We start from the raw sequence: 25,230 nt of genomic DNA on the forward strand, positions 1-25,230 counted from the left end.
TAATCGGCAGTGACGGATGCCACTGCCGATATGTATGTATAAACTAAACTACGTCAGAGAATTCTAGATTTGAGAAATTTCCTTAAAATTGTCTAGCTGATACAGGCTGTTCTATGTAGCCATAGACTAAGCGAGAAACTTGATTGATAAAACTTCTAGCTCTAGCATCACCAAAAGGCCGAGCCACCATAATACCAGCTAGGTAACGCTTACCTGAAGGTGTTTCTATAATTCCTGCATCGCCTAAAACTCTGCCTAATGTACCTGTTTTGTGGGCAATTACCGCACCTTTACCCAATCCAGCAGGTAATAAACTCCGATTTTTGCAGCGCACCATAATATCCATAACTTTATCATGGCTGTTGCTACTCAATAATTTATTGTTGGCGATTAAAGCTGCTACCCGCACTAAATCTTTAGGACTAGTGGTATTAGTCCCCTTAAAATCACCCAACAGATTGCGAATGACGGTATTTTGCAGTCCCCAACTGCGAAATCTCTGATTTAATTTATTTTTGCCACCTAATCTATCAATCACCATATTGGTAGCAGTATTATCACTGATGGTCATCATTCTTGTTGCAGTTTCCAAAAGACTAAACTTAGTCCCTGGTTTTCTATACTGCATATTTCCTGAGCCACCTGTCATTAAATCACGTCGCATCACCACAGTCTCATTGAGGCTGACTCTACCAGCATCAATTTCTTGAAACAATGCGATTAAAATGGGGAATTTAATTGTGCTAGCAGCCGGAAATATTTTCTCGCCGTTGATGTCTAAATATTCTCCTGTTTCCATATCTAAGAAAAACATCCCCGGAGCAAGGGAACTGTAACGAGACATCAATCTTTTAATTTCAGTGTCAAGTTGGGAAATTTCTTTATTTAAAGGAACAACACCAGCGAATGTGAAATTATTAGTTACAGGAATAGCAACTTTTTCTTCCCCATCAGTAAGGGCTTGATTATCGCTTCTCTCAATTGCGGCTAAGTTGAGAATCCAGTTAGAAGGAGACTCACCTTTAATCACTAATTTGTCTGGAGAGGCTGTATAACCTGGTGCTAACTCAACTACTATTCTGGCAGTATTATTATCAACTTTACCAATACGAATTTCTTTGACGGCTGACCCAAAATTTTTGCGGATTGTATCGCTTTTAAAGGTGGTTTGTGGCAGGTCAATTACTATTCTAGTGGGATTATTAATTAAAAATGCCTGTGGTTTAACATCAGAATCAGTGGTGATGCTCAGTTGATTTTTAACGGGATTGAAATTCCATGATTGCAGTTTAGCTGCATTTACAGGAGAAGATAAAAGGACTGCGCTGATTAAGCTGAGTAGGACAAGAGGTGATTTCATGCGTGTGAGTCGTAAGAAGCAGTAAGGTGTATGTGCCAGATTTTCTGGTGTGTGATCGTTTTTCCGGAAAAAGATACAACAAGGTTGTACCTTTATGTCTTTGCTGGCATCGAGACGTTCATTAAATTAAATAGTTCCAATCTCTAATTCCCATAGCAAAGCGACATTATTGAACAGACATTTACTGACTAAATCAGTCCTTCTCAGATTACAATGAAACATGACACAATTAGTTGCCAACTTGCGCTTTTTTATAAGCAGGTCATAAGTTGGTAACTCTGGCGAATCATTCCAACGGAGAAGTCAACCCATTTTAGATTTTAGATTTTAGATTTTGCGGAAAGTCTGAGCGGAGGTTTCCTCCGCTCAGAACTTTCCAAGACGAATTTTAGATTGACTGTACCTATAACAGATGCAGTTTGAGAATTTGGGATTGATGTTAGCGTAGGTTACACAATGCCGCGAGTATTTTAAATTTATACCAGCTACAAGGCGCAGGGCTTGTACCAAAAACAATCCAAAATCCAAAATCTAAAATTCAGTGGGTTAACAGTCAAAGAACTAGCTGCATAAAAAAATCATGGTCAACCTATAGATTCAGTGAAGGGTTAAAACCCAAGCTACACGTTAACACTGAAATTTGAGGAACATAACCATGAAACTACGTTACTTAACAGGTTCTTTACTGACTGCTACCGCACTTTTGACTAGTACATTTCCTGCTTTCGCAGGGCCTTTTAACATTCAGCCATCGGGCGTTTTCAAGCCAGGTAATGTTCCCAGTGCCGTTGGAAATGTTAAACCTAACACACCTGCACCTACTAGTAATCCCGTAGGTAATAGTGAAATTCAAGGTTTAGGCGACCATCAGTCTTGGGTTGACCCCAACACCTTAGCAAAAGACCCTCGTGCTTTGTGTAGCGATGTCGGTTTAGGTAGCAACACCAGCAGCAGTACCACCAAAATTGCTTTAGCTACCTCTACTAGCACTCGTTCTAGTTCTGCTAGTAGCCATAATGATGGCGGTGGCGGTGGTGTGAGCATTTTTGGTATTGGTGTCAGTGGTAGTGGTGCTAGCAGAGGTAGCCAAAATCAAAGCCAATCTAAAGACACTAGCAGCAACAGTACAGAAGAACGTAGAAGTAGTTCTTCTACGGTGGTTCAAGGTAAAAATTGCGACGCGTTTGTCAATTCTGCGGCGGCTAGAGATATGAACTATCAAGATAATTTAACTCGCCGCTATGAAATTAAAGTTGGTCGTCGTGGACAACAGGTTAATCAGTTGTTGGAGGATAAGTAGGGACTGGGGATTGGGGATTGGGGATTGGGTAAAGAGAGGAGTTGAACTGCAATTATGGTGTGTGGAAGGCGATCGCTTCAGTTACTGTCTGAGAAATAGGTGTAATATTCACCTTATGTGCTGCTATTTTGCTGATTGTTGAGAAACTTATACTTAACCTCAATCTCAAAATTACTCTCCGCCGAGCCTTCTGTCAAAAATGGAATACCAGTTTTACCACCCAACTTGATGCCAAACTTAACTGTTACTTCCTCCGCTTCCGGTAAGTTCTTAAATGCACCAACAGCTAACTTGGCATAACCCCGAATCTTGTCTTGAAAATCTTTAATATTGAGCGTAGGTAAACCATCACGATATCCTGGTTCTTCCGCTTCTATCTCTTTAGGAGCATTCTTAGATTCTACATAGATTGTGTACTCTTGATCATCATCTTTGACAATTAAACTTTGTACTTCTGACATTTAAGAGCCTCAGTTAGTTTTTTAGTTATTATTCTAGTAATATTACGGAAAAACATCTGCCAAGGAAATATGGCTCGATATGCTCTGGTAATTGGCATTGCCAAGTATGATAACTTCAATAACCTCCCAAAAACCGTCAACGATGCCGGACAAATCACACAGTTACTCAGAGAACATGGTCGGTTTGATGTGCAGCCATTACCAGGGAAGTTAATCGAGAGTGATAACATTTGGCAAGTCACGCCTGATAAAAAATTAACAGGTAAAGAACTAGGGCAAGCATTGAGAGTATTTTTGTTAGAGAAAGCCAAAGGTGCAGAGGCCTTAATTTATTTTGCTGGACATGGTTTTGAAGCAACTAGCCTCACAGGAGAACCAAAAGGATATTTGGCGACATCTGATTGTAGTAAAGATGGACAAAATGCGATCGCCTTTGATGATTTCAATACCCTGATTAGTAAATCCCAACTCAGCAGCCTTGTGGTACTGTTAGATTGCTGTTATGCCGGGTCATTCATAGAGAGAAGCTTTATCAACTCTAGTTTTCCGGTGTTTAATAAGCTCGACTATTGTTTAATCACTGCTTCCCGTGCTTTTGAAAGAGCGAGGGAAGATGCTGAAGGTGGAATTTTTACCCAGGCGGTGTTAGCCGGTTTAGCTAGCTCAGAAGCGGATGAGGCTACCGGAGAAATCAACGCCAATGATTTGATGAGCTTTGTAACACGCAAACTCAAGGGAAGCGGACAAGAAACAATTTATATGGGTGGCGGTAGATCAATTCCTTTGGTTTGGTATCCGCCGAGAAATCCGGTAGTTGCTGGGGTGGTGAGTGAAGAATGTCCCTACCGAGGTTTAGAAGCTTTTGATAAACAACACGCCAAATTCTTTTTTGGTCGTCAAAAAGTTGTTAACTACATCCAACAAAAACTAGCTCAAGCGAATTTTGTCCCCATTATTGGCGCGTCGGGAAGTGGTAAATCTTCCGTGGTGCGGGCGGGTTTGATTCCAGTGTTAGAAAAAAATGGTTGGCGAGTCTTAGAACCAATTTTCCCGACACGTAACCCGTTAGCAGAGTTAGAACGAGCCTTTACCCAGTTGTTTGAACGCACAGAAATTAGAGAAATTGGGGATTTGATTGACACAAAAGGTTTATCTGCTGTAATTTCTCGGCTGACTGGTTCTGAGCGTTGCTTGTTGGTAGTAGATCAATTTGAAGAAATTTTTACCCTTGGTACTAGGGAAGAAGAGAGACGACAATTTATTGAGTTGTTAACCCAAGTTGCTGAAGGGCGGTTAGCAATTATCACCACCATGCGAGCTGATTTTCTGGAATACTGTTTAAACTATGAATCGCTCACACAACTAATTCAGGGACAAGCTGTGTATATGCCGCCATTACTGGGGGCAGAATTAGAAGAAGCGATCGCATTTCCAGCTATGTTACAAGGTTATCAATTAAAAAGGGGATTACTGGGAGCAATTCAGCAAGAAGTATTAGGACAAGAGAAAGGCTGCTTACCATTATTGCAGTTTGCCCTGACTGAACTTTGGGAACAGCGCGATCGCACAACTCACCAGTTGACAGTTGCTAAGTTTAACGAACTAGGTGGAGTAATTGGGGCGTTGAATCGTCATGCAGAAAAGCTGTATTCAGGTTTCACTGAACAGCAGCAAGCTTGGGTCAAGCGGATTTTCTTAAAGTTGGTGCGTACTGGTGCAGAAGATAAGGATACCCGCCAGCGACAAACGAAAAATGAATTGTTGAGTGTTGCTGGTGAGAACTCAGATGAGCAGCTAGTCATAGAACAAGTTTTAGAAAAGCTGATCCAAGGACGCTTAATAGTAACTGACACTGAAGCTAGAGAAGAAGTTTGGATTGATTTAGCTCATGAAGCCTTAATAGAAGGTTGGCAGAGGTTGCGAGAATGGCGACAACAAGACCGAGACTTGCGACGGTTACATGATAAATTAGCCGATGCTTTGCGAGAGTGGTTGCACAAGGGAGAAGATGAACAATATCTTATACCCAGAGGATTGTTAGCTGAGGTGCGGAAAAATTGGGAAAATTTACAACCTGATTTATCATCGCAGGCAAAAAAGTTTTATCAGCACAGCGATTCTGATGAAAGAGAACGGAGTGCCGAACGGCAAATTGGTCTTAGAGTAATCAATAAAGAGCAGTTAAGAGATAAAGCCGAAGAAGTAAAAAGTTTACTCCCTCATAAACCTTTGGATGCTTTGATTTTAGCGATTCAAGTAGTAGGTGAAAACCTTCAGAAAATTCCAGAGCAAATTCTCACGCCAGTTCAGCAAATGTTGAGTCAAGCAGTGATAAGAGGTAAAGTCTCAATTTCTTTCCTTGGCCATCAAGGTGCTGTTTCGTCTGTCGCCATCAGCAGCGATGGTCAAACCATTGTTAGCGGTGGAGATGATGCAACTGTGAGATTATGGAATACCTACGGTCAATCTATAGCTCAACCTCTATATGGACATGAAGGTGACGTTTACTGTGTCGCCATTAGCAATGATGGAAAATTAATTGTCAGTGGTGGTGGTGATGGTACAGTCAGGTTGTGGAAGATCAACAGTTCTCCTCTCTGTGAAACTTTTTATGGACATGAGGGTTATGTCTCTTCTGTTTGCATCAGCAATGATGGAAAGTTAATTGTCAGTAGTGGTGGTGATGGCAAAGTCAGGTTATGGGATATCCAGGGTCATTTGATAGCTGAACTTTTGTATGGGCATCATGTTAGCATCTCTTCCATTGCTATGAGTTCAGATGGACAGACAATTGTTAGTAGTGGTAGTGACGGCACTGTCAAATTGTGGGGTATCGATGGTCATCTGATAGCTGAAGTTTTGCATTTGCATGAAGGTAATACTTCTTCCGTTGCAATCAGTTCAGATGGAGAAACAATTGTTAGTAGTGGTAGTGACGGCACGGTCAAGTTGTGGAATATAAAAGGTGAACCATTAATTGAACCTTTACGTGGGCATGAAGGTTATGTTTGGTCTGTGGCTATTAGTCATGACGGGCAAACAATAGCTAGTGTTGGTGAAGACAGTACAGTAAGGTTGTGGAGTATCCGCACTGTAGGATTGTGGAATATCCAAGGTCAAGCCCTCACCGAACCTTTGTATGGACATGAGGATTGTGTATGGTCTGTAGCTATTAGCGATAATGGACAGACAGTTGTCAGTGGTGGTGAAGACGGTACGGTAAGATTGTGGAACATACAGAATCAATTACTGGCGAAGTCTTTGTCTGGGCATAAAAATTGGGTCAATTCCGTAGCTATTAGCGATGATGGGCAGACTATCGTCAGTGGTAGTGAAGACGGCACAATACGATTATGGAATATTCAAGGTCAATCTCTAGTTGAAGCTTTGCGTGGGCATGAAGATTGGGTCTATTGTGTTGCTATCAGCTCAGATGGGCAAACTATCGTCAGTGGAGGTAATGATGAAACTGTAAGGTTGTGGAGTATTCAAGGTAATACTTTAACAGAGCCTTTACGTGGTCATCGGGGTGAAGTTCTTTCCGTCGTCATCAGTTCCAAGAAAAAAACAGTTGTCAGTGGTGGTGAAGATGGCACAATACGATTGTGGAATATCCAAGGTCAACCTCTAACTGAACCTTTTCGCAGTCATGAACGCCGGATAAATTCCGTTGCTATTAGCTACGATGAAAAAACAATTGTTAGTGGCGGTGACGACGGTACAGTAAAGTTGTGGAGCATTCAAGGTGATCTCTTGACAAAGCCTTTTTGTGGTCATGAAAGTCGGGTCAATTCTGTTGCTATTAGCCATGATGGAAAGATAATTGTTAGTGGTAGTGAAGACGGCACCGTAAGGTTGTGGAATATCCAGGGTCAACCTTTAACTGAACCTATTCGCAGCCATGAAAATCGGGTTAATTCTGTTGCTATTAGTCGTGATGGCAAGACAATTGTCACTAGTGGTGATGACGGTACAGTAAGGTTATGGGATACTCAAGGCCAACCCCTAGCTGAACCTTTTTGTGGCCATGAAAGTCGGGTGAATTCCGTAGCCATTAGCCACAATGGAAAGATAATTGTTAGTGGTGGTGATGATGGTACAGTAAAGTTGTGGCGGGGTAACTGGCAAGCGTGGTTAAAAGCTTGTTGTGATATGTTACATGATCATCCCATCTTTACTAATCCACAAACTGAAGAAGCAAAAGCTGCTTGCGAAGTCTGCCGTAAATATGTTTGGAGTAAGATAGGTGATATTTGAGGGTGCGAAGCCGTACTAATCAGAAGCTTTGTAGATAAAAACAGGAAGTTTCTTGTTTAAAACGAGAACTGTCTAGCTTTAAACAAAAACTATCGAGGTTAAAACTAAAACTTTTTAGTTTGAAACGAGAAATGTCGAGTTCAGAACCAGAAATTTCTCGCTAAAAACAGAAAACTCCGAGTTCGGAACTAGAACGTTCCTGTTTGAAACGAAAAATGTCAAGTTCAAAACGCGAAACTTCAAGCTCAGAACACCAACATCCGAGAGTTGATCTGCAATGTGATGGCGAGTGAAAGGCGATCGCTGTCATAATTACTAATGAACTACTTCTTCAGCAGTCGATGATGACACAAATGACATTTAAGGTGGAAGCATTTTGGGATTCTGAAGCTGAAGTCTGGGTTGCAACTAGTGATGATGTACCTGGATTAGTGACAGAAGCCTCTACAATAGAGCTTCTCACCCAAAAACTACGAAATATGATTCCAGAACTCATTATTTTGAACAAAATCGTTCCTCCTAACTATGCAGGTTCTCTCACGTTTGACTTAATTAGCCATCGACAAGAGTTGATTGAGGTCGCTTCATAGATGGGTGCATCGTTTACTCCTGAGTTGAAAAAGGTGCTTTTAAAGGCTGGATGCTATTTTGAAAGGCAAGGTAAAGGAGATCATGAAATTTGGTACAGTCCAATTACAGATCGTCAGTTTGTAGTAGACGGAACTATTAAGTCACGCCATACAGCTAACGGCATTTTGAAACAAGCAGGTCTTCCTAAAGCCTTTTAAGCGGAGATAACCATCAGCCGCCTTGTTTGTCATGTCTTCGGTAAATTATCCATGCGATCGCCCTCATATCCCTGATTGGATATACCAAAACAGCTTTGAATGATAGATTATTGATGCTGACCTATGAATGAATCTATCAAAGCTATATAGCTGTAATTATTATGAAATTTTTGCACCGTCCTGATCTGTATGGTTGGTCTTATTTCAACCCGGCGAGAAATATTGATTTCAACGGGATTGCTTGGATTCGCCCTACTGGTAACATCTTGATTGATCCTGTGGCTTTATCTAACCATGATTGGAATCATCTAGAGTCTTTAGGCGGTGTAGATTGGATTATTATCACTAATTCTGACCATATTCGGTCAGCTAAGGAAATTGCTGATCAAACCTATGCCAAAATAGCAGGGCCGATCGCAGAAAAAGAGTTTTTTCCCTTAATGTGCGATCGCTGGCTAAGTGATGGTGAGGAGTTTGTCCCCGGACTCAAGGTGCTAGAAATGCAAGGTTCTAAGACTCCAGGGGAATTGGTACTGTTACTAGAAGAAACTACCCTCATTACTGGGGATTTAGTCCGCGCCTACAAAGCTGGTAGTTTAGGTATTCTACCTGATGAAAAGTTGCTCAATAAAGCTGAGGCTGTGGCTTCCGTCCAGCGATTAGCAGCTTTAGAAAAGGTAGAAACTATTTTAGTGGGTGATGGTTGGTCTGTGTTTCGGGATGGACGCGATCGCTTAAAGGAACTGGTGGCGACGTTGTAATCTATACAATGTCATATCGCCCAAATGATCAATGTCAGGCGGAAGTTTACACAGAATTTTTCTGAGACAGATATTTTAATTGTCGAGAGATCACTGTTGTTGCACCCCAAATACCAACCCCTATGATTGCTAACATTGGGGATGGCTCAGGTACAGAAACTCGCCGAAATTCAATAGGTGTATTAGCTAATAAAACACCTTCAGAATTAAAAATTTCGTCTAGAGAAAGGATACTATCGCGTCGAACAGTGATACTAGAAACTACTCTTGACGAACCAGCCGGACAACCATCCGGGCTGTTACTACCTGTATAATATTTATCCGGCAGCAAAACCAGGCTCAAGTTACAACTTGTGATTGGCAAGTTACTTGTTGGAATTATTCGCATAGATTGAGGTTTATCACATAAACCCCGCACAGCATTAGGATCTAAAAAACTGCGAATACTCAAATTTACTGCCTCATTTCCTTGACTAAATGAGTACAAACGTAAGCGTTCAAAAAAGGAACTTTCTTGTTCAAAATAAATATTTTTTGAATTATTTGCACTGTCTAATTGAATACTACAACTAGTAATGCTAATCAGTGGCACAGTCGGCTTTTGAGTCACTTGTTGAGAATTATCAAAAAAACCCGTAAACCAGTTTGCTACTTGCTTTATTTGTTGTGCAATTGTTGTTGCATTGGCAGCATTAGCTGTAGTAGATATTGTCAACAGTGACAGTAAAAATGTTACTGCATAAGCTTTGAGTCGATTCATTATTTTACAAAAATATCGTCAACTCAAAGTATCTCGGAAAATGCTTACTTCTGATTGCTATTGACTTATTTAAATTATTTATCAGATCATACACAAACTATACATTTTTCATTTTTATTTAACGAGTCTATAGAAAAGATAAATATTTTTATTTTATCCCTGTTGGGGGGATTGTTGGAAGTAGAAAAATTTGGTTTTCTAAAAAACGTCACCCATAATTTCCACAATTTATCTAGGGAGTTGTCATGCTTCTACCCAAACTTAAAACTCTGCTTTTGGCAGCAGCTATTTTGCCATGCTTTATGCAACCAGTTTCAGCCCATGTGGTCTGGTTTGATTATAAAGACGGTGAATATAATATCTTATTTGGTCATCCAGAAGAGGGGGCAGAAACCTATGAAACCTCTAGATTTAAAGAGGCGATCGCCTACGATATTAATAAACAAACTATCCCCTTTAGCCTCAATGAAAAATCTGAGGGTTTATATTTAACTGCAAGTAATAAATTGGCAGCTATTCAAGGATTTTTTGATAATGGTTATTTTGCTAGACTAGCTGACGATACATTTCTCAGGATCACAGAAGAACAAATCAGCAATTATGAAAATGTTGGTCGTTATCTCAAGTACACCAAAGCTTTCTATGATTGGTCTGATGCTTTAGCTCAACCTTTCAATTTACCATTAGAAATTCAGCCTCTCAACAATCCCCTAAAAGTCATTCCAGGTGGTAGTTTATTAGTCAATATATTGTCTAATGGTAATCCAATTTCGGAAAATGTGACAGTAGAATATCTGGGTCAGATAGTAGAAAAAAATGCAGACGGTACTTATTCTATCCCAATTGGCAAACAAGGTTTAATCCAACCGATTGAAGCTAGCTACTCATTCGTAGATGCTAATAATTTGAGGATTTCTTACGAAACTAGTTTAACAGCACAGAATATACCAGAACCTTCAGCTTTATTAGGGTTGAGCGTTGTAGGATTATTCAGTTTTTACCGCAAGAAGTTGAAGAAATAGAGCATGAGAGACGTTGTATTGCAGTATTATAACGTCTCTATATAGCCAAATAATTTGATGCGATCGCTGATTTTATTTACCTATTCTGACAAGAGATATATTCAGACACTAACATTTAGTTACTGTTGAATAGGTATTTCCATCACAAACTCTGTTCCTTGTTTGAATACTGAGTTAAAGTACAATTTTCCGCGATGTTTTTCTGTCACAATTTGATAACTGACAGATAAGCCTAGTCCCATACCTTTACCAACTATTTTGTTGGTAAAAAATGGGTCAAATACTTTTGCTTGCACTTTTTCATTCATCCCGATGCCATTATCATAAAAACTAATAGCTATGCGGTTTTTCTCTAATAATTTTGTATAAATTCTAATTTGAGGCGTTGTTGATGTCATTTGCCAATATTCATTCCCCATTTCTTCTAAAGCATCAATGGCATTGAGCAAGATATTCATAAATACTTGATTAATTTGGCTGGGGTAGCACTCGACTAAAGGCAAATCTTGGTACTCTTTGAATACTTGAATCTGTAAATGAGATTGCAACCGATTTTGCAGAATTAATAAACTACTTTCAATTCCTTGATGAATATCTACAGTTTTTAATTCGGCTTCGTCGAGGCGGGAAAAGTTACGTAGGGAATGAACTATTTTTCTAATCCGTTCTGCCCCCAGCCTAATAGAACTCAGTAAATTAATTAAGTCTTCTTTGATAAAATCAAGGTCGATGTCAGCGATCGCTTCTGTAATTACTGGGTTAGGATGGGGATATTCTTGCTGATAAATTTGGACTAAATCTATTAAATTTGCGGCATATTCACGAGCGTGGGCAACATTACCATAAATAAAACTCACAGGATTATTAATTTCGTGAGCTACCCCAGCAACTATCTGTCCTAAGCTAGACATTTTCTCTTGTTGAATGATTTGAGCTTGGGTATGTTTCAAATCTGCCATTGCTATCTCTAGACGCTGATTTTTCTCATGGAGTTCTTGAGTAATAAGTCTAACGTGCTGGAGTAGTTGATTAAATGTGATCGCCATTATACCCACTTCATCGGCGGATATTACAGGTGCTTGCAGGTCAAAATCAGAGTTTTGTGTAATTTGCTGTGCCACTTGGGTGACAGCTTTTAGGGGATGAGCAATAATTTGGCTGGTAAAATAAGCCAAAATCCCGGCAATTACTGTTGATAAAATTACGCTAAATATATTCATAGAAAGTCGTAAAATATCAGCTTGATCATAAGCGGCGATCGCTCTTGCATAATCTTTAGCTGAAAGAGCAATAATATGAATTAAATCATCTAAAAGTTTTTCAAATTTTTGCGACTCGGAACTATTTTGAAAATTGACTAGTAATTTTTGTTGATCTGCTGCAATGGCTGGTAATTCTAAACTGTTCGAGTGGATTTTTTTGACTAAAAATTCTAAATTTTGAAAGTAATCTATGGTAAAACTATGATAATTTGCTAAAAACTCTGGAATTTTTCCTAAATGCAGATTATTTATCTCATTTTGAATGTGATACTGACTATCTGTAAAAGATTTAATTGCCTGCCAAGTGTCTTTGATGTTGACAATTTGCTTTTGTAAGTGAAGATATTTATTTTGCCATGCTTGGGGATTTTCTACCAAAAAAGCTAGCTGTTGTTGGCTATCTCTAGCCCTTAAAATGTCAGTTTCTAGGCGATAGAGTAACTCAGTTTCTTGCCGAGAATGTTGTGCTTGTTGCCAAGACTCCCATAAGAAATAATCACCAACTTCAATTCCGATTGTCGTACCTAAAATGAATAGGCCTAAGATAATTCCGTATCCCCAACTAATCTTGTGTGCCATCTTGAGGCGATAAGCCCATTTTTGCAGTCTCTGAATGAACTGAAAACGGTTAGCTAGGAAATTTAGCAGTTTTTGGGAATTCATGGGAAATGACGAGAATTGAGCAATTCCTGATTTCTGAAATCAAGCATAAAGGAAAACAACGAGAAAATTGATATTGATACCATCTATCTCTAGCTTTCCCAAAAATACCTGCTGATCCTACCCTCAAAAATTACTGAAAATCATGTAATTGCTGTTGATTTTATCATTTTCAGATAGTTGGCTTGCTAATTCTCTACATTCCTACTGTCTGTGCTTCTTGATAAATTATCTCTTGGAACTGAATCACATCTTTTTGGGGATCGGCAATACTTACCTTGACTAGTACCGGTTCACCTAATCTGACTGTCCGCCGGAATACCATCGGTAATTGCAAGCCTAAATCTTCCAGCAATATCAGTGCTAAGTTGCTATCTTCTCTGAGCCACATTAACACTGTAGCTTCCCAAACTTGTTCAGGGTGACGACGTAAATATTCTAATGCCCAGTATCTATTGGTTTGCCGTTCTACCATTGTCACTTCTTGGGTGGTGCTGGTAACGGTCATCATTACTTCTTTGAGTTGTTCAGCACTAAAGGGTGGAACTTCTCCTCGCAAATGGGCTTTGAGTTGGAAGTGGGTGAGTAAGTCACTGTAACGCCGAATGGGGGATGTGGCTTGGGTGTAGGTATCTAACCCTAAACCAGCGTGACGCACTGGCGTAATACTCATTTCACTCTTGGGCATACAACGCCGCATGGCGCAGGCGCGGACAAATCCGGCTGGCAGTCGGAGTAATTCTTCTTCTGGGGGCAATTCCGGCTGGGGTTGACCCCGAAATGGTAGGGGAATCTTGTGTTCCTGTCCGTAACGGGCGGCGACTTCCCCAGCCAGAATCATCATTTCTGCTACTAGTTGCCGCGATCGCGAATCATCTAAAATATCAATACTAATGTCATCATTTTTGACTTTAATCATCGCCTCCGGCATATTGATGCTGATCGCGCCTTGATTGTAACGCCAAGCTTTGCGTTTAGTTGCCCAAGCTGCGATCGCCGCAATTTCCGGTTCTGCTTGTACCCCTAATTCCAACATCTCATCTACATCTTCGTAGGTGAGGCGATAGGTGGGTTTAATTAAACTGGGATGAATAGTATAATCTGCTACTGCCCCATTTTCATCTAAAATTACCCCAAAACTTAAAGCACAGCAAACTTTTCCCTGTACCAAACTCATTGGCCCAGTTGCCAAAATTTCGGGAAACATGGGAACCATCCCTGTCGGTAAGTATACGGTGCTACCGCGCTTCCTGGCTTCTAGGTCTAAGTCGTCTTCTGGTGCTAACCAACGGGTGGGATCAGCAATATGCACCCACAGCCTGTCTTGACCATCTGGTAGTTGTTCCCAACTCAGTCCGTCGTCGATTTCTGTGGTGCTTTCATCATCTATGGTATAGACTTTCAGACGGGTCAAATCTAGGCGATTTGTATCTGAGTCTGTGGGCTGATCATCCAAACGCTGTTGTGCCACTTCTAAAACCTTGCTAGGAAACTGGACGGGAATAGCAGAACGACGCAGGAACAAATTCTCATTTGCACTCCACCATTTCAAATCTACCAATAATTGAAATGCGCCTGGAGGGGTGGCGGGTCGCCCCAACAGATTCATTGTCTCTAAAACTGGGGCTGGTGGAGGATAGGCGCGGGCTAGGGAGTCATAGTTTACACCCATTCTGACAATATCCGCCAACAGGGCTGCATATTTTTCTAGCCCTTCGAGGCGTTGACGGTCGTGACGTTGCCATTCGACTGTTTCACCCTGGAGTGCTTGTTCTACACGAACTAAGAATTCCTGCTGTTCCCTAGCTTTGAGGGCTTCTACTTCTATTTGGTGTTTGCGTTCTGCTACTTGTGCCGTCGTTCTTGGCTCATAAGCATCGCCTTTTTGTTTGAAGTAGAGTTTATCGTCTGATAGTAAACAGTGGGCGGCGTAACAAGGGGCGGAATCTGATTCCGAAAACAGCAGATTGGCCATTTGCGCCGGTGTGACTGTTTCCCCTTCTTCCACCAATAATTCCCACGCTACTTCTAAGCTTGAGGGGTCTAAATAGGGCTTGACCTCTGCTAGAAAAGCCGGAATATCAGATGATTTGTAAGTTTTACCGTTAACTGTATAGGTAATTTGTCTAGGCGCGAGGCTGTGGGATTGACCACGTTCATCTACCACAAACCAACGGGTCTTTCCGTCTGGACGGTCTATCACGCCCAAACGGCGATCGCCTTGAACCCGAAATTCAACTAGCGTCCCCTTCTCCACAACTCTCGCAATTATTAATGGTTAACAAATAGATTTTAGATTTTAGAGTTAAATAATGGCTACTAATTCCAAAATCTGAGGATTTTTACTGTAGAACAAAATTTTAGCACTGACCTTGGCAATTTTAGATTTTGGACTTGGCGAAAAGTTCTGTAGGCGGTGAACCACTTGCAATAGACGGCTTTCCCGGCATAAGCAAAGGGTTGTCCCGCCGTAGTCAACTTTTCAAGACAGATTTTGGATTGGTTTTTCCTTACTAATTCTGCTTGGAAATTGGGCGTAATCAAGTCTAAAATCAACTCAAAACCCTTATCTAGTCAATCCAAAAGACGCTCGTGCGCCGCTAACGCCGCGCTATCACAAATCTCAAATCCCAAATTGCTGGGGGTTTAGCCTTCCGCATTGATAAATGGCAACAAAGCCACAATCCGCGCCCGTTTAATTGCTAATGTCAATTCCCGTTGTTGTTGACAGGTCAAGCCTGTAATCCGACGGGGTAATATTTTACCACGCTCGGTGATAAACTTCCGTAATAAATCTACATCTTTGTAATCAATTGGTTCTCCAGGCTTAATTGGAGACAAACGCCGACGGTAATAACTCATCTTTATTTAATTTCCTTGTGAACGGTATGTTTATTGCAGTGGGTACAGAACTTGTTTAGTTCTAAGCGGTTGGTGGTGTTGCGACGGTTCTTAGTGGTTGTATACCGTGAAACACCGGGCGATCGCTTATCTGGATTTGTACGACACTCAGTACACTCTAGTGTCACTATTATGCGGACACCTTTACTCTTTGCCATAATCTTACAAACGCTAAAGCCTGAAGAGAATTAACACAAATTACTATCTTCTCACATTCCGGCGCAAAGTTCCAACTATTCGTTTGATTTTTATATCTAACGAATAGCCCCGACGCGACGAAACCATGAAAGTTTTAGCATAACGGTCATGGAGAGCTTGCCGCATCTGGGTATCAGATAAAGCAGCACCACAATCGATAGCCAAGGGAATAACTAGCAGTATAGCAGTGGGATTGGCGCGCAAATTGCCCAAGGCAATAGACACCAAAATTGCACCAAAGCCAATTATAGCTTCTCTTTGTAAGAGTGCTAGCAACTGAGGAATTCTGCCGATAACTTCGCCGTTCTGCACTTCTAAAATTTTCAAGTCAAACGCCCACCGCCCCAAACTTTGTCCTTGATTGTTATACGCCACTAACACCCGCACAATCAGCCAACCGGAGATAAACACAAAGATTTGCAGGAATTGAATCCCGGCTTGATTACTGTTAAAAAAAGCACTGACTAGCCAAACAACGATAAAATCTAATCCCAAAGCCATAGCACGCCGACTAATTTCAGCTTTAGGATAATGTTTTTGGGGAACTCGTTCGATAGTCATAAAAATGGGAATGGGGAATGGGGGACGGGAGATAAAAATAATTTTCCTCTGTTTTTTGTGGTTTTATCTGCTCCTGTAATTTTCTCTATTTAAGTAAATTTATCTAAAAATTTCTACTTAAAATATGCCCTAAGAACGTTCAGGAAATGCTCTGTTGTGCTTTAAAGTGGAGAAATTCAGTGTGTACAAACTAAAGCTAGAATGATTAGACTCAAAACAGCCTGGTATTCCCTGAGATACGATTTTCTAGCAATCTTGTTTGTTGTCTTGGCGGCATTGTTGACTGCTGCTCTGAACCCTTTTTCTAAATATCCTTTACTTGCTTTTTTTTATGCAGCTGTTGTCTTGAGTGCTTGGTATGGTGGCACTCGTTCTGGCATAGTGGCGACTATATCGTCTTATCTGATATTCAACTATTTTTTTACTCCTCCATTTTATTCGTTGGGATTGAAGAGTGTTGATGAAATTATCCGTTTTACGGTCTTTGTCTTGGTTTCTTTGCTGATTGGTTCGTTAAATGCGAACTTAAAAACTACTAGGCAAAAACTGGAAAGGCAGGTACAAGTATTAGGCGAAAGTGAAACAAGATACAGAGCATTAACCGAAAATATTCCCCAGATTATCTGGTTTGCTGATGCTGATGGAGCTATTGAATACTTGAACCAAACTTGGTACGATTACACTGGATTGTCATATATAAATTCTCTAGGTTGGAAGTGGCAGCAAGTAATTCATCCAGAGGATCTGCCATTTGTATTACAGCAATGGGCTAGTGCTGTAGAGCAAGGAAATCTTTTAGAAATAGAATCTCGCCTCAAGGGCAAAGATGGTGACTACCATTGGCATATTACTCGCGCTGTGCCTGTATTGGATGGTAAGGGAGTTATTCAGCGTTGGTTTGGCAGTACCACTGACATTCACGAGCAGAAACAAATACAACAAATTCTTTATCAGCAAGAACAAGAACGTAGTCGTTTACTGCTAGAGCTAGAAGAAAAGCAACAACGTCTGCAAGCGGTTTTAGAACAGATGCCGGCAGGCTTAATTATCGCAGACATATCAGGTAAGTTGCTGCTTGGTAATCCCCAAGTAGAGCAGATTTGGCGACGTTCGTTTTTGGCTGTGGAAAGTATTGAGCAGTATCGAGAATATCAAGGTTTTCACTTAGATGGTCGTCCCTATAGTCCCCATGAGTGGCCGTTGGCTCGTTCTATCAGTACAGGTGAGGTGGTTGTCAATGAAGAAATCAAGTTTCTGCGGGGAGATGGGACAAAGGGTTGGATGCTAGTCAACTCTGCTCCCATTCTTGATAGCAAAGGAGAGATTACGGCCGGGATGGTAACTTTTCATGATATTACGGAACGCAAACAAGTGCAGGAAGCGTTGCGAGAGAGTGAAGAGCGTTTTCGGCAAATGGCAGAGACCATAGATGATGTATTTTGGGTGAGTACGATTATTCCAGGAGATTACCAAGTCCTCTACGTTAGCCCAGCCTATGCAACTCTTTGGGGTCATCCTTGCGAGAGTTTGTATAGCAATCCCTATGGGTGGGTAGAGTCTATACATCCTGAAGATCAGCCACGAGTGAGGGAAGAGTTTTTTGAGCGATCGCTACACAGCAATAAAGATGTAGAATATCGCATAGTGCGACCTGATGGCTCAATTCGTTGGATACGCGATCGCTCTTTCCCCATACTAGACGCAAATGGCAAAATATACCGCCAAGTAGGCGTAGCAGAAGATATCACCGACCGCAAACAAACAGAAATTGCTTTCAAAGAGAGTCAGGCTCTATTTGCTAGCTTTATGCAGCATATGCCAGGTAGTACATATATTAAAGACGCTCAGGGAAAATATGTATATGTAAATCAGGTGGGAGCTAACTTGGTAGGAAGGGAAATAGCTGGTGTAATTGGTAAGACAGATTTTGACCTCCTCTCAATTGCAGTGGCGCATAAAATATACGAATGCGATCGCGCTATCCTCCAAAATAATCAACCAGTAGAATTACAAGAAAGTTTTCCTCAAGGTAATGCAGAACGCCATTTTGTAACGTATAAATTTCCCTTTATTGATGAAACTGGACGCAAAATGTTGGCGGGAATGTCCTTTGACGTTACTGAACAAAAACGTTTAGAAAAGGCTTTAAAGGTTAGTGAGACTAAATTTCAGCGTTTGGTTGATGCCAATATTATTGGTGTAGTTGTGGCTAACTCTACACACATTATTGAAGCCAATGATTTATTTTTGCAAATGCTGGGTTACACCCCAGATGATGTGAAGAATGGAAATTTGCGGTGGCGGGATATAACTCCGCCAGAATATTGGCACTTAGATGAACAGGGCGTGGTAGAGTTACAAACTACAGGCAAATGTACACCCTTTATTAAAGAATATATTCGCCAAGATGGGAGTCGAGTCCCCATTTTGTTGGGAGCGACAATCTTGGAGGAATGTCCCCTAACTTGGTTATGTTTTGTGCTGGATCTGACTCCACAGCAGCAAGCAGAAACGGCACTGCGTCAAAGTGAAGAACGATTCCGCTTGGCAGCACAGGCTGTAGCTGGGATTGTGTATGATTGGAATCTGCAAACAGGTTTTGTTTACCGTTCTGAAGGTTTGTATAGGGTAGTTGGGTATCATCCTGAAGAAGTTCCCCAAACAGAAACTTGGTGGGCAGAACGTGTTCATCCAGAGGATTTGGCTGCGTGTCAACCAATTTGGCTGGCTATTTCGACTGGAAACCACGATCGCTATAGTGTAGAGTACCGAGTCCGCCATCAAGATGGTCACTGGGTTTATCTTTGGGATCAAGGATACATGATCCGTGACCAGGATGGGCGCATAGTGCGAGTAGTTGGCTCTAGTACAGATATTAGCGATCGCAAACGAGCCGAAGTCGAGCGCATGGAACTCTTAGCACGAGAACAATTAGCACGCACAAAAGCAGAAGAAGCTAACCGGATTAAAGACGAATTTTTAGCCGTTTTATCTCATGAATTGCGATCGCCACTTAACCCGATTTTAGGTTGGTCAAAACTCCTGCGTTCTCGTCAACTCGACCAAGCAACTGTCAAAAATGCTTTGGAAACCATTGAGCGCAATGCCAAACTGCAAACTAAGTTAATTGACGATTTGCTCGATGTTTCTCGCATTCTACGGGGTAAATTAACCCTCAAAACTAACCCAGTTAACTTAGTTTCTATTATTGCAGACGCTTTAGAAACAGTCCGCTTGGCGGCGGAAGCTAAATCCCTTGAGATCCAGACTCTTGTTGATGATGTCGGTATAGTCTTGGGAGATGCAGCCAGATTGCAGCAGGTGGTGTGGAATTTGTTATCCAACGCCGTCAAATTCACTCCATCAGGCGGCGAAATTATCATTAAATTAACCAAGATAGACTCTCAAGCACAGCTACAAGTGATTGATACTGGCATTGGCATAGATTCTCAGTTTTTACCCCACATTTTTGATTATTTTCGCCAAGCCGATAGCAGTATTACGAGAAATTTTGGTGGCTTAGGATTAGGACTGGCGATTGTACGTCATTTGGTGGAATTACATGGCGGTACAATCATCGCCGAAAGTTCAGGTCAGGGGCAAGGCGCAAAATTTACAGTCCAATTACCACTCCAGGAGCAAAATAATACAGAGAAACTGGAAAACCAAGACAGTGATTTTACAGCTTTGTGTCTCGCAAATGTGCGAATTATCACTGTGGATGATGACGCTGACACCCGTGATTATATTACCTGTGCTTTAAAACAAGCTGGGGCTGAGGTTTTAGTTGCAACCTCCGCCGCCGAAGTGCTGGAAATCATCCGCCAATCCCAGATAGATATTTTACTCGCTGATATTGGAATGCCAGATATTGATGGATACAGTTTAATGCGTCAGATTCGAGAACTACCGCCGGCACAGGGGGGAAATATTCCCGCGATCGCCCTCACTGCCTACACTAGAGAAAGTGATCAACAGCAAGCAATATTAGCTGGTTTTCAACAGCATATATCCAAACCAGTTGATCCCTTTGAACTAGCGCAAGTCATTGCCAATTTACTCAGACAAAAGTGAATATGTTATCAGTCCAGGATGCAGCCAATATTATTTTTAATTTAGTCAAGCCTCTAAATCAGCAGCAAGATACAGAAGTTTTAGATTTATTCGCCGCCAATGGACGCATTTTAGCCGCACCCGTCACTAGTCCCTTAGATTTTCCTCACTGGGATAATTCCGCAATGGATGGCTATGCGGTGCGTTATGCAGATGTCAAAAACGCCAGTGCTGAACAGCCGGTGAATTTAGAAATTATCGCCGAAATTCCCGCAGGACAGCAACCACAATTTACCCTACAACCAGGACAAGCGGCGCGCATCTTTACCGGTGCAGTCATTCCCGACGGTGCAGATACCATCGTGATGCAAGAGAACACACGCCGAGAAAATCAGCAAGTGGCGATTCTCACCACACCCCAACTAGGGGAATTTGTCAGACGCAAAGCCTCATATTACCAAGCAGGGACACAATTATTACCAAGCGGTATCAAGTTAACGGCGGCGGAAATTGCTGTTTTAGCGGCATCTCAATGTTCTCCCGTCAGGGTTTACCGTCGTCTACGCGTGGCAATTTTATCTACAGGGAATGAATTAGTTACAGTCAACCAACCCCTACAACCAGGACAAATTGTTGATTCTAATCAGTATGCCTTAGCGGCTTTAGTCCAGCAAAGCGGCGCAGAACCAATATTATTCGGTATTGTTAGAGATCATCCAGAAGCTTTAGCAGAAACGATTAAACAAGCCATCACCCAAGCCGATATCGTCATTTCCTCCGGTGGTGTGTCTGTTGGTGATTATGACTACGTTGACAAAATTCTCACTTCTCTAGGTGCAGAAATTCCCATCCGCGCCGTCGCCATACGTCCAGGAAAACCCCTTACAGTCGCCACATTCCCCAATTCCCCCACCATCTACTTTGGTTTACCAGGAAATCCGGCGGCGGTATTGGTGACATTTTGGCGATTTGTACAACCAGCAATGAGGAAATTAGCGGGATTAACTGGGGGTTGGGAAGCAGAATTTGTACAAGTGCGATCCCATGACGAGTTGCGATCGGACGGGAAGCGCGAAACTTATATTTGGGGACGGTTGTATTTAATTGATGGTGTGTACGAATTTTATCAAGCGGGCGGTCGTCACAGTTCCGGTAATTTAATTAATTTAGCGCAAACTAATGCTTTAGCTGTGCTGCGGGTAGGGCAAACCTTAATTTCGCCAGGAGAACAAGTACAGGTTTTAAAACTATTCATGTAATTTTCGGAGCAGTTAAGGAAAATGTTCGGACTAGATGATTTTGATATCAAGAAAACTCGATTTTATGAAGAAGTTCGCGAAGAAGTTAGACAAGAACAGACTCAAGAAGTAGTAATGCGGCTACTAACACGAAGAATTGGTGTTGTTAGTCAGGAATTACAACAGCAGATTGGTAAGTTATCTATTGAACAATTAGAAAATCTGGCTGAAGCTTTGTTAGATTTTGCTACCGCATCTGATTTAGTGATTTGGTTGCAAAATCATCATCCTTAAAGCTTTATTTACGTGTGTAGCGATGTTTCACACCGATGGGGAAATATTCGCGATCGCCCATTGGTGCTAACATAACTTGCGGTGTTTGGTATTCTTTGGGGACGTAGTTAGCAAACTCGCTATTGAGCCGCAATAGTTGAGTGAGAATCGATGCTGCTATAGCTTGACGTTTATCTTCGCTAGCTTCTACGTCTGGTGCTAATTCCACCACGACGGATAAAAACCAGTTTTTTTGTTCATCTTCTTTTACTTGCAGAACAAACTTACCTGTCACCCACTCTTTAATTACAGGTTGCTCCAATCCCACTGTCACATTTTCTGGGTAGATATTCGCGCCGAAGTAGGAGACGGTAAAGTCAGAACGTCCAAAGACATAAACAAAGGGTAACTTGTGAATCCCTCTGGAATTCTGGTCTAGATTTTCTAAAGGATTAAATCCCCAATCTGCCAAAAATTGCAGCATGGCATCATAACTAATAATGCCACCTGTATCTAAAATGTTGTAGCGGATCAGTGGAATCCCATTATTTCCCGAAAACAATAATTGCCCGTTTTCCACTTCAAAAAAACGGCTGACTGGATCATACTGCACTAATGTAGGTAAACGAGACTCTTTAAATAAAGCCTTAGCCGCTTCTGGATTTTGCGCCAAAAACCGCCGAATGCAAATACTCAAAGGTGTTTCATTTCCCAACACCCCCGCATCGGCTGTACCGTAAAGGGATGCAAAATCATAACAGGGATTTTGAGAACCTACCCTTTCACCCACTAAACTCCGCCATTCTTCACTAAATACCTCACCCGCCATCACAAATTTAATGTGATAGCGTTGCCAGTCTACATCACGAGCAATACCTGTATCAATCACATCCTTGAGAAATGGAGGATATCCCAGTAAAACCACCTGGGCAAAATTCTCGCCGATTTCCTGCACTACACGTAAAATTTCATCCTTATTGTTACCAGGAGTAATGACAGTGATGGGGTAGCCTTTGCTAGCGAGATAACGACAGCAGTTAGTAGTGAACATCCCACCCACCCAAGTACCGAGAGTAAAGCAAATTACAGCCAGGGTGGGTTTACTTTCGGCGGCGAAGCTATCATGAAAAATCTGCTCAAAACGTGTAGCAATTTGCAACTCATCGATAAAAAACCGCGGCCAAAACGTCGGTTTCCCAGTCGAACCAGAAGAAGCCGCAATCATATCGCAACCTTCTATTTTTCCATGACGACATAACTCCTGTAGAGAATAACGCGAGATATAATTTCCCTTAGCGATCGCTGGCAATTTCTGAAAGTCGGCAAAAGTTTGAATACTATCAGGATGAATAGAATTTGCTGCTAAAAAAGCTTCATAAGCCGGAACATGAGCCGCCACATCATGGAATAAATTTAAGAGAACTTTTTCTGGTGAAGTATTTATATGCTGATTCAATAAAACATCTAAAGGCGTAGAAACAAAATCTTCCCACGCCTTAATTACTTGCTGACCTCGTGATTTATATTGCATATAGTCATTAGTCATTAGTTATTAGTCAATAGTCAATAGTCCTGGTTTACTCATCCAGCGATGAGTCGATAACAACAAGTATAGATAGTATAGCGAACAAGGGGCGGGTTAATATGGGAGTGAATGGGGCATGGGGCATTGGGCATGGGAGAACCAATGACCAATGACCAATGACTATTGACTATTGACTATTGACCAATGACCAATGACTATTGACTATTGACTAATAACTATTGACCATTGACTAATTCAAATACACAGAACCATTTCCTTGAATTCTGACTGTGTTTTTCTCCTGTCCGAAGTTGGTGGTTGCGTCTAATCTTACTTCCAGCATTCCTGGGGTTGAGGTGGGTTGTGGAGTTACTTGCAACAGACCGCCATCATTGCGGTAGAGTGTGACTGTCACAGGTGCATTTAGACTTTGTAGCATAACATCTGATTTACCTTGGAGCGATCGCGGTGGTGTATCTCCAATGACTTCATAAGTTACTTCTGCACCAGTTTCGTTTATCAACCTGACGTTAACTTGATTATTCACCAAAGCGAGTCTAGCACTGGGTTGCTGCTGTTGGCTGGGTAAGGGTGGCTGAGTCACGGACACATCTGGACGAGGAATAGCTGCTTGTTCTGGGGTGATTCCTTGTGATTGCAATTGTTGGGTAATGGCGTTGGGAGGACATCCTTGAGGGACTACATTTCTAGAGTTGAAAGGTTCTTCATAGTAAACGCGGGGACAAGGATTCAAACCAGGGGTACGTGCTTCTGGTGCTTCTCCGCCTACACCTTGTGGGTATGATGATTGGGTAGTGGGGGAAGTAACGGGAGGTAGTAATCCTTGAGCCTCAAGTCTGCGAGTGAACGCATTGGGTGGACAACCTTGAGGAACTGCAACCCGATTGTTATGGGGTTCTTCATAGAAAATGCTAGGACAAGGATTCACTTTGGGAGTAGATTGTTGTGCTGATGCACTTTGAGGAATTAGCGATATGCTCATCAGCATACCTCCACAAATAGCACCAAATAATTTTTGAGAACGTGTATTCATAAATGACTCCTAATTACATTTAATGGGGTAATTTGATTTATCCGAAATTTTCACAAGCTTTAAATTTTTCCCCCTTCTTTACTAAGAAAAGAGGTTTTGCTTTGATTTCTCTACATAACGTGAAAAGTCAGATGTAGTAATATACTTTAGTGAAAAAAAATCTATTATGAGTAATTGTGGTTTGTAGTAAGGACTTTAGTCCTTACCCTGAAATTATCCTTCACTAACTTGACTAAGCTTCCTCCCAAAGTTGGCGAACTCTGTCTGGTAGCCAACTAGCAATTTCTTCTATTCTTTCTGAAGATAATTCATCTTTAGTAGCAGCAAAAACAGCCTTCACAACTTGTTCTCTATCTACATTTGGTGGCATTCCGCCTTCATTAGCTACTCGAAAAAGAAAGCGATCGCTATCAATTTTAAAAATGCCAGGCCCCTGCCAAGGTGGACGTACCCGGCTCAAAAATCTCACAAGTGGATTAGTATCATGCCATAAATCAGCAATTTCCATTTGCAGAGATTTATCATCAGTAATTTCTGCTGGTTTGTGCAGTTCTTGCTCAACGTGATCAGCTGCTTCTGTCGTCATCAAATCACGCATGACTCGAAAGACTACTTCTGTAATATCTCTAGCATCATAGATATCTGATAACCCACTGGCGATTTTAACTTTCTCTAAAAATGGGATATCTCTTTCTTGTATTGCAGTTGACATTGCAAACTCCAAAAATTACTTTATGGCTGCATTTTTTCAGTAAAAAATATTAATTGTGAGCCAAATTATGCAACCGTCAATAAT

At 41.4% G+C, this 25,230-nt stretch carries 20 protein-coding genes; 9 read left to right on the plus strand and 11 right to left on the minus strand.

Annotated features, from left to right (window positions below):
• Positions 1-82: 82 nt before the first annotated feature.
• Entirely contained in the window at positions 83-1,360 is a 1,278-nt protein-coding gene (locus tag CLI64_RS02175) for a serine hydrolase (protein WP_103135692.1), read from the minus strand.
• A 655-nt stretch (positions 1,361-2,015) separates the two neighbouring features.
• Here CLI64_RS02175 and CLI64_RS02180 point away from each other — a divergent pair.
• A complete protein-coding gene (locus tag CLI64_RS02180; RefSeq protein WP_103135693.1) occupies positions 2,016-2,660 on the plus strand; it encodes a hypothetical protein in 645 nt (214 codons plus the stop codon).
• A 113-nt stretch (positions 2,661-2,773) separates the two neighbouring features.
• Here CLI64_RS02180 and CLI64_RS02185 read toward each other — a convergent pair whose 3' ends face one another.
• Positions 2,774-3,121 (minus strand): CU044_2847 family protein, encoded by a 348-nt coding sequence (locus CLI64_RS02185; protein WP_103135694.1) that lies wholly within the window; start codon positions 3,119-3,121, stop codon positions 2,774-2,776.
• Between the two features lie 69 nt (positions 3,122-3,190).
• Here CLI64_RS02185 and CLI64_RS02190 point away from each other — a divergent pair, with 69 nt between their 5' ends.
• From CLI64_RS02190 to CLI64_RS02205, 4 genes are all read left to right on the plus strand, one after another.
• Positions 3,191-7,378 carry an LpqB family beta-propeller domain-containing protein gene (locus CLI64_RS02190; RefSeq protein ID WP_103135695.1) on the plus strand — a complete coding sequence of 1,396 codons (4,188 nt, stop codon included), beginning with the start codon at positions 3,191-3,193 and terminating at the stop codon, positions 7,376-7,378.
• Between the two features lie 344 nt (positions 7,379-7,722).
• Positions 7,723-7,968 carry a DUF1902 domain-containing protein gene (locus CLI64_RS02195; RefSeq protein WP_103135696.1) on the plus strand — a complete coding sequence of 82 codons (246 nt, stop codon included), beginning with the start codon at positions 7,723-7,725 and terminating at the stop codon, positions 7,966-7,968.
• On the plus strand, positions 7,969-8,166 hold the full coding sequence (locus CLI64_RS02200) for a type II toxin-antitoxin system HicA family toxin (protein ID WP_103135697.1): 198 nt from the start codon (positions 7,969-7,971) through the stop codon (positions 8,164-8,166).
• Between the two features lie 161 nt (positions 8,167-8,327).
• The gene (locus tag CLI64_RS02205) at positions 8,328-8,927 is read left to right on the plus strand and encodes an MBL fold metallo-hydrolase (protein WP_103135698.1); all 600 of its coding nucleotides are present in this window, start codon (positions 8,328-8,330) and stop codon (positions 8,925-8,927) included.
• Positions 8,928-8,973: 46 nt separating this feature from the next.
• Here the strand turns inward: CLI64_RS02205 and CLI64_RS02210 are convergent, their stop codons facing one another.
• A complete protein-coding gene (locus tag CLI64_RS02210; protein WP_103135699.1) occupies positions 8,974-9,687 on the minus strand; it encodes a chromophore lyase CpcT/CpeT in 714 nt (237 codons plus the stop codon).
• A 302-nt stretch (positions 9,688-9,989) separates the two neighbouring features.
• On the opposite strand from CLI64_RS02210, the gene CLI64_RS02215 reads away from it, so the two are divergent.
• Positions 9,990-10,709 (plus strand): DUF4198 domain-containing protein, encoded by a 720-nt coding sequence (locus tag CLI64_RS02215; RefSeq protein ID WP_225977489.1) that lies wholly within the window; start codon positions 9,990-9,992, stop codon positions 10,707-10,709.
• 119 nt (positions 10,710-10,828) lie between these two features.
• On the opposite strand, the gene CLI64_RS02220 is transcribed toward CLI64_RS02215, so the two are convergent.
• The 5 genes from CLI64_RS02220 to CLI64_RS02240 all read right to left on the minus strand — a co-directional run bounded on the left by CLI64_RS02220 (position 10,829) and on the right by CLI64_RS02240 (position 16,291).
• Positions 10,829-12,634 carry a sensor histidine kinase gene (locus CLI64_RS02220; RefSeq protein WP_103135701.1) on the minus strand — a complete coding sequence of 602 codons (1,806 nt, stop codon included), beginning with the start codon at positions 12,632-12,634 and terminating at the stop codon, positions 10,829-10,831.
• A gap of 193 nt (positions 12,635-12,827) precedes the next feature.
• A complete protein-coding gene (locus CLI64_RS02225; RefSeq protein WP_103135702.1) occupies positions 12,828-14,888 on the minus strand; it encodes a ribonuclease catalytic domain-containing protein in 2,061 nt (686 codons plus the stop codon).
• A gap of 389 nt (positions 14,889-15,277) precedes the next feature.
• Entirely contained in the window at positions 15,278-15,493 is a 216-nt protein-coding gene (gene rpsR / locus CLI64_RS02230) for a 30S ribosomal protein S18 (protein ID WP_096582652.1), read from the minus strand.
• 2 nt (positions 15,494-15,495) lie between these two features.
• Positions 15,496-15,690: a 50S ribosomal protein L33 gene (gene rpmG, locus CLI64_RS02235; RefSeq protein ID WP_103135703.1), complete on the minus strand. Its 195-nt coding sequence runs from the start codon at positions 15,688-15,690 to the stop codon at positions 15,496-15,498.
• Between the two features lie 43 nt (positions 15,691-15,733).
• The gene (locus CLI64_RS02240) at positions 15,734-16,291 is read right to left on the minus strand and encodes an RDD family protein (protein ID WP_103135704.1); all 558 of its coding nucleotides are present in this window, start codon (positions 16,289-16,291) and stop codon (positions 15,734-15,736) included.
• Between the two features lie 201 nt (positions 16,292-16,492).
• Between CLI64_RS02240 and CLI64_RS02245 the strand changes: the two genes are divergently transcribed.
• Genes CLI64_RS02245 through CLI64_RS02255 form a run of 3 tightly spaced genes read left to right on the plus strand, consistent with a single transcriptional unit; the run spans position 16,493 to position 21,876 of the window.
• Positions 16,493-20,365 carry a PAS domain S-box protein gene (locus CLI64_RS02245; protein ID WP_103135705.1) on the plus strand — a complete coding sequence of 1,291 codons (3,873 nt, stop codon included), beginning with the start codon at positions 16,493-16,495 and terminating at the stop codon, positions 20,363-20,365.
• 2 nt (positions 20,366-20,367) lie between these two features.
• Positions 20,368-21,603, plus strand: a complete 1,236-nt coding sequence (gene glp, locus CLI64_RS02250; protein ID WP_103135706.1) for a gephyrin-like molybdotransferase Glp — start codon at positions 20,368-20,370, stop codon at positions 21,601-21,603.
• 21 nt (positions 21,604-21,624) lie between these two features.
• Positions 21,625-21,876, plus strand: coding sequence for a DUF4351 domain-containing protein (locus tag CLI64_RS02255; RefSeq protein ID WP_103135707.1), 252 nt, complete (start codon positions 21,625-21,627; stop codon positions 21,874-21,876).
• 4 nt (positions 21,877-21,880) lie between these two features.
• On the opposite strand, the gene CLI64_RS02260 is transcribed toward CLI64_RS02255, so the two are convergent.
• The 3 genes from CLI64_RS02260 to CLI64_RS02270 all read right to left on the minus strand — a co-directional run bounded on the left by CLI64_RS02260 (position 21,881) and on the right by CLI64_RS02270 (position 25,146).
• Entirely contained in the window at positions 21,881-23,386 is a 1,506-nt protein-coding gene (locus CLI64_RS02260) for a phenylacetate--CoA ligase family protein (RefSeq protein ID WP_103140555.1), read from the minus strand.
• 244 nt (positions 23,387-23,630) lie between these two features.
• A complete protein-coding gene (locus CLI64_RS02265; protein WP_103135708.1) occupies positions 23,631-24,434 on the minus strand; it encodes a hypothetical protein in 804 nt (267 codons plus the stop codon).
• A gap of 232 nt (positions 24,435-24,666) precedes the next feature.
• Complete coding sequence (locus tag CLI64_RS02270) at positions 24,667-25,146, minus strand: DUF2267 domain-containing protein (RefSeq protein ID WP_103135709.1); 480 nt, start codon at positions 25,144-25,146, stop codon at positions 24,667-24,669.
• Positions 25,147-25,230 lie beyond the last annotated feature (84 nt).

Source organism: Nostoc sp. CENA543, assembly GCF_002896875.1.
Taxonomy (GTDB): domain Bacteria; phylum Cyanobacteriota; class Cyanobacteriia; order Cyanobacteriales; family Nostocaceae; genus Trichormus.

Coding starts and splice junctions, on each gene's coding strand:
- CLI64_RS02190 (WP_103135695.1), top strand. CDS start 3,191: ATGGCTCGATATGCTCTGGTAATTGGCATTGCCAAGTATGATAACTTC.
- CLI64_RS02240 (WP_103135704.1), bottom strand. CDS start 16,291: ATGACTATCGAACGAGTTCCCCAAAAACATTATCCTAAAGCTGAAATT.
- rpsR (WP_096582652.1), bottom strand. CDS start 15,493: ATGAGTTATTACCGTCGGCGTTTGTCTCCAATTAAGCCTGGAGAACCA.
- CLI64_RS02255 (WP_103135707.1), top strand. CDS start 21,625: ATGTTCGGACTAGATGATTTTGATATCAAGAAAACTCGATTTTATGAA.
- CLI64_RS02220 (WP_103135701.1), bottom strand. CDS start 12,634: ATGAATTCCCAAAAACTGCTAAATTTCCTAGCTAACCGTTTTCAGTTC.
- rpmG (WP_103135703.1), bottom strand. CDS start 15,690: ATGGCAAAGAGTAAAGGTGTCCGCATAATAGTGACACTAGAGTGTACT.
- CLI64_RS02175 (WP_103135692.1), bottom strand. CDS start 1,360: ATGAAATCACCTCTTGTCCTACTCAGCTTAATCAGCGCAGTCCTTTTA.
- CLI64_RS02215 (WP_225977489.1), top strand. CDS start 9,990: ATGCAACCAGTTTCAGCCCATGTGGTCTGGTTTGATTATAAAGACGGT.
- CLI64_RS02210 (WP_103135699.1), bottom strand. CDS start 9,687: ATGAATCGACTCAAAGCTTATGCAGTAACATTTTTACTGTCACTGTTG.
- glp (WP_103135706.1), top strand. CDS start 20,368: ATGTTATCAGTCCAGGATGCAGCCAATATTATTTTTAATTTAGTCAAG.
- CLI64_RS02270 (WP_103135709.1), bottom strand. CDS start 25,146: ATGTCAACTGCAATACAAGAAAGAGATATCCCATTTTTAGAGAAAGTT.
- CLI64_RS02205 (WP_103135698.1), top strand. CDS start 8,328: ATGAAATTTTTGCACCGTCCTGATCTGTATGGTTGGTCTTATTTCAAC.
- CLI64_RS02180 (WP_103135693.1), top strand. CDS start 2,016: ATGAAACTACGTTACTTAACAGGTTCTTTACTGACTGCTACCGCACTT.
- CLI64_RS02185 (WP_103135694.1), bottom strand. CDS start 3,121: ATGTCAGAAGTACAAAGTTTAATTGTCAAAGATGATGATCAAGAGTAC.
- CLI64_RS02265 (WP_103135708.1), bottom strand. CDS start 24,434: ATGAATACACGTTCTCAAAAATTATTTGGTGCTATTTGTGGAGGTATG.
- CLI64_RS02200 (WP_103135697.1), top strand. CDS start 7,969: ATGGGTGCATCGTTTACTCCTGAGTTGAAAAAGGTGCTTTTAAAGGCT.
- CLI64_RS02245 (WP_103135705.1), top strand. CDS start 16,493: ATGATTAGACTCAAAACAGCCTGGTATTCCCTGAGATACGATTTTCTA.
- CLI64_RS02260 (WP_103140555.1), bottom strand. CDS start 23,386: ATGCAATATAAATCACGAGGTCAGCAAGTAATTAAGGCGTGGGAAGAT.
- CLI64_RS02195 (WP_103135696.1), top strand. CDS start 7,723: ATGACACAAATGACATTTAAGGTGGAAGCATTTTGGGATTCTGAAGCT.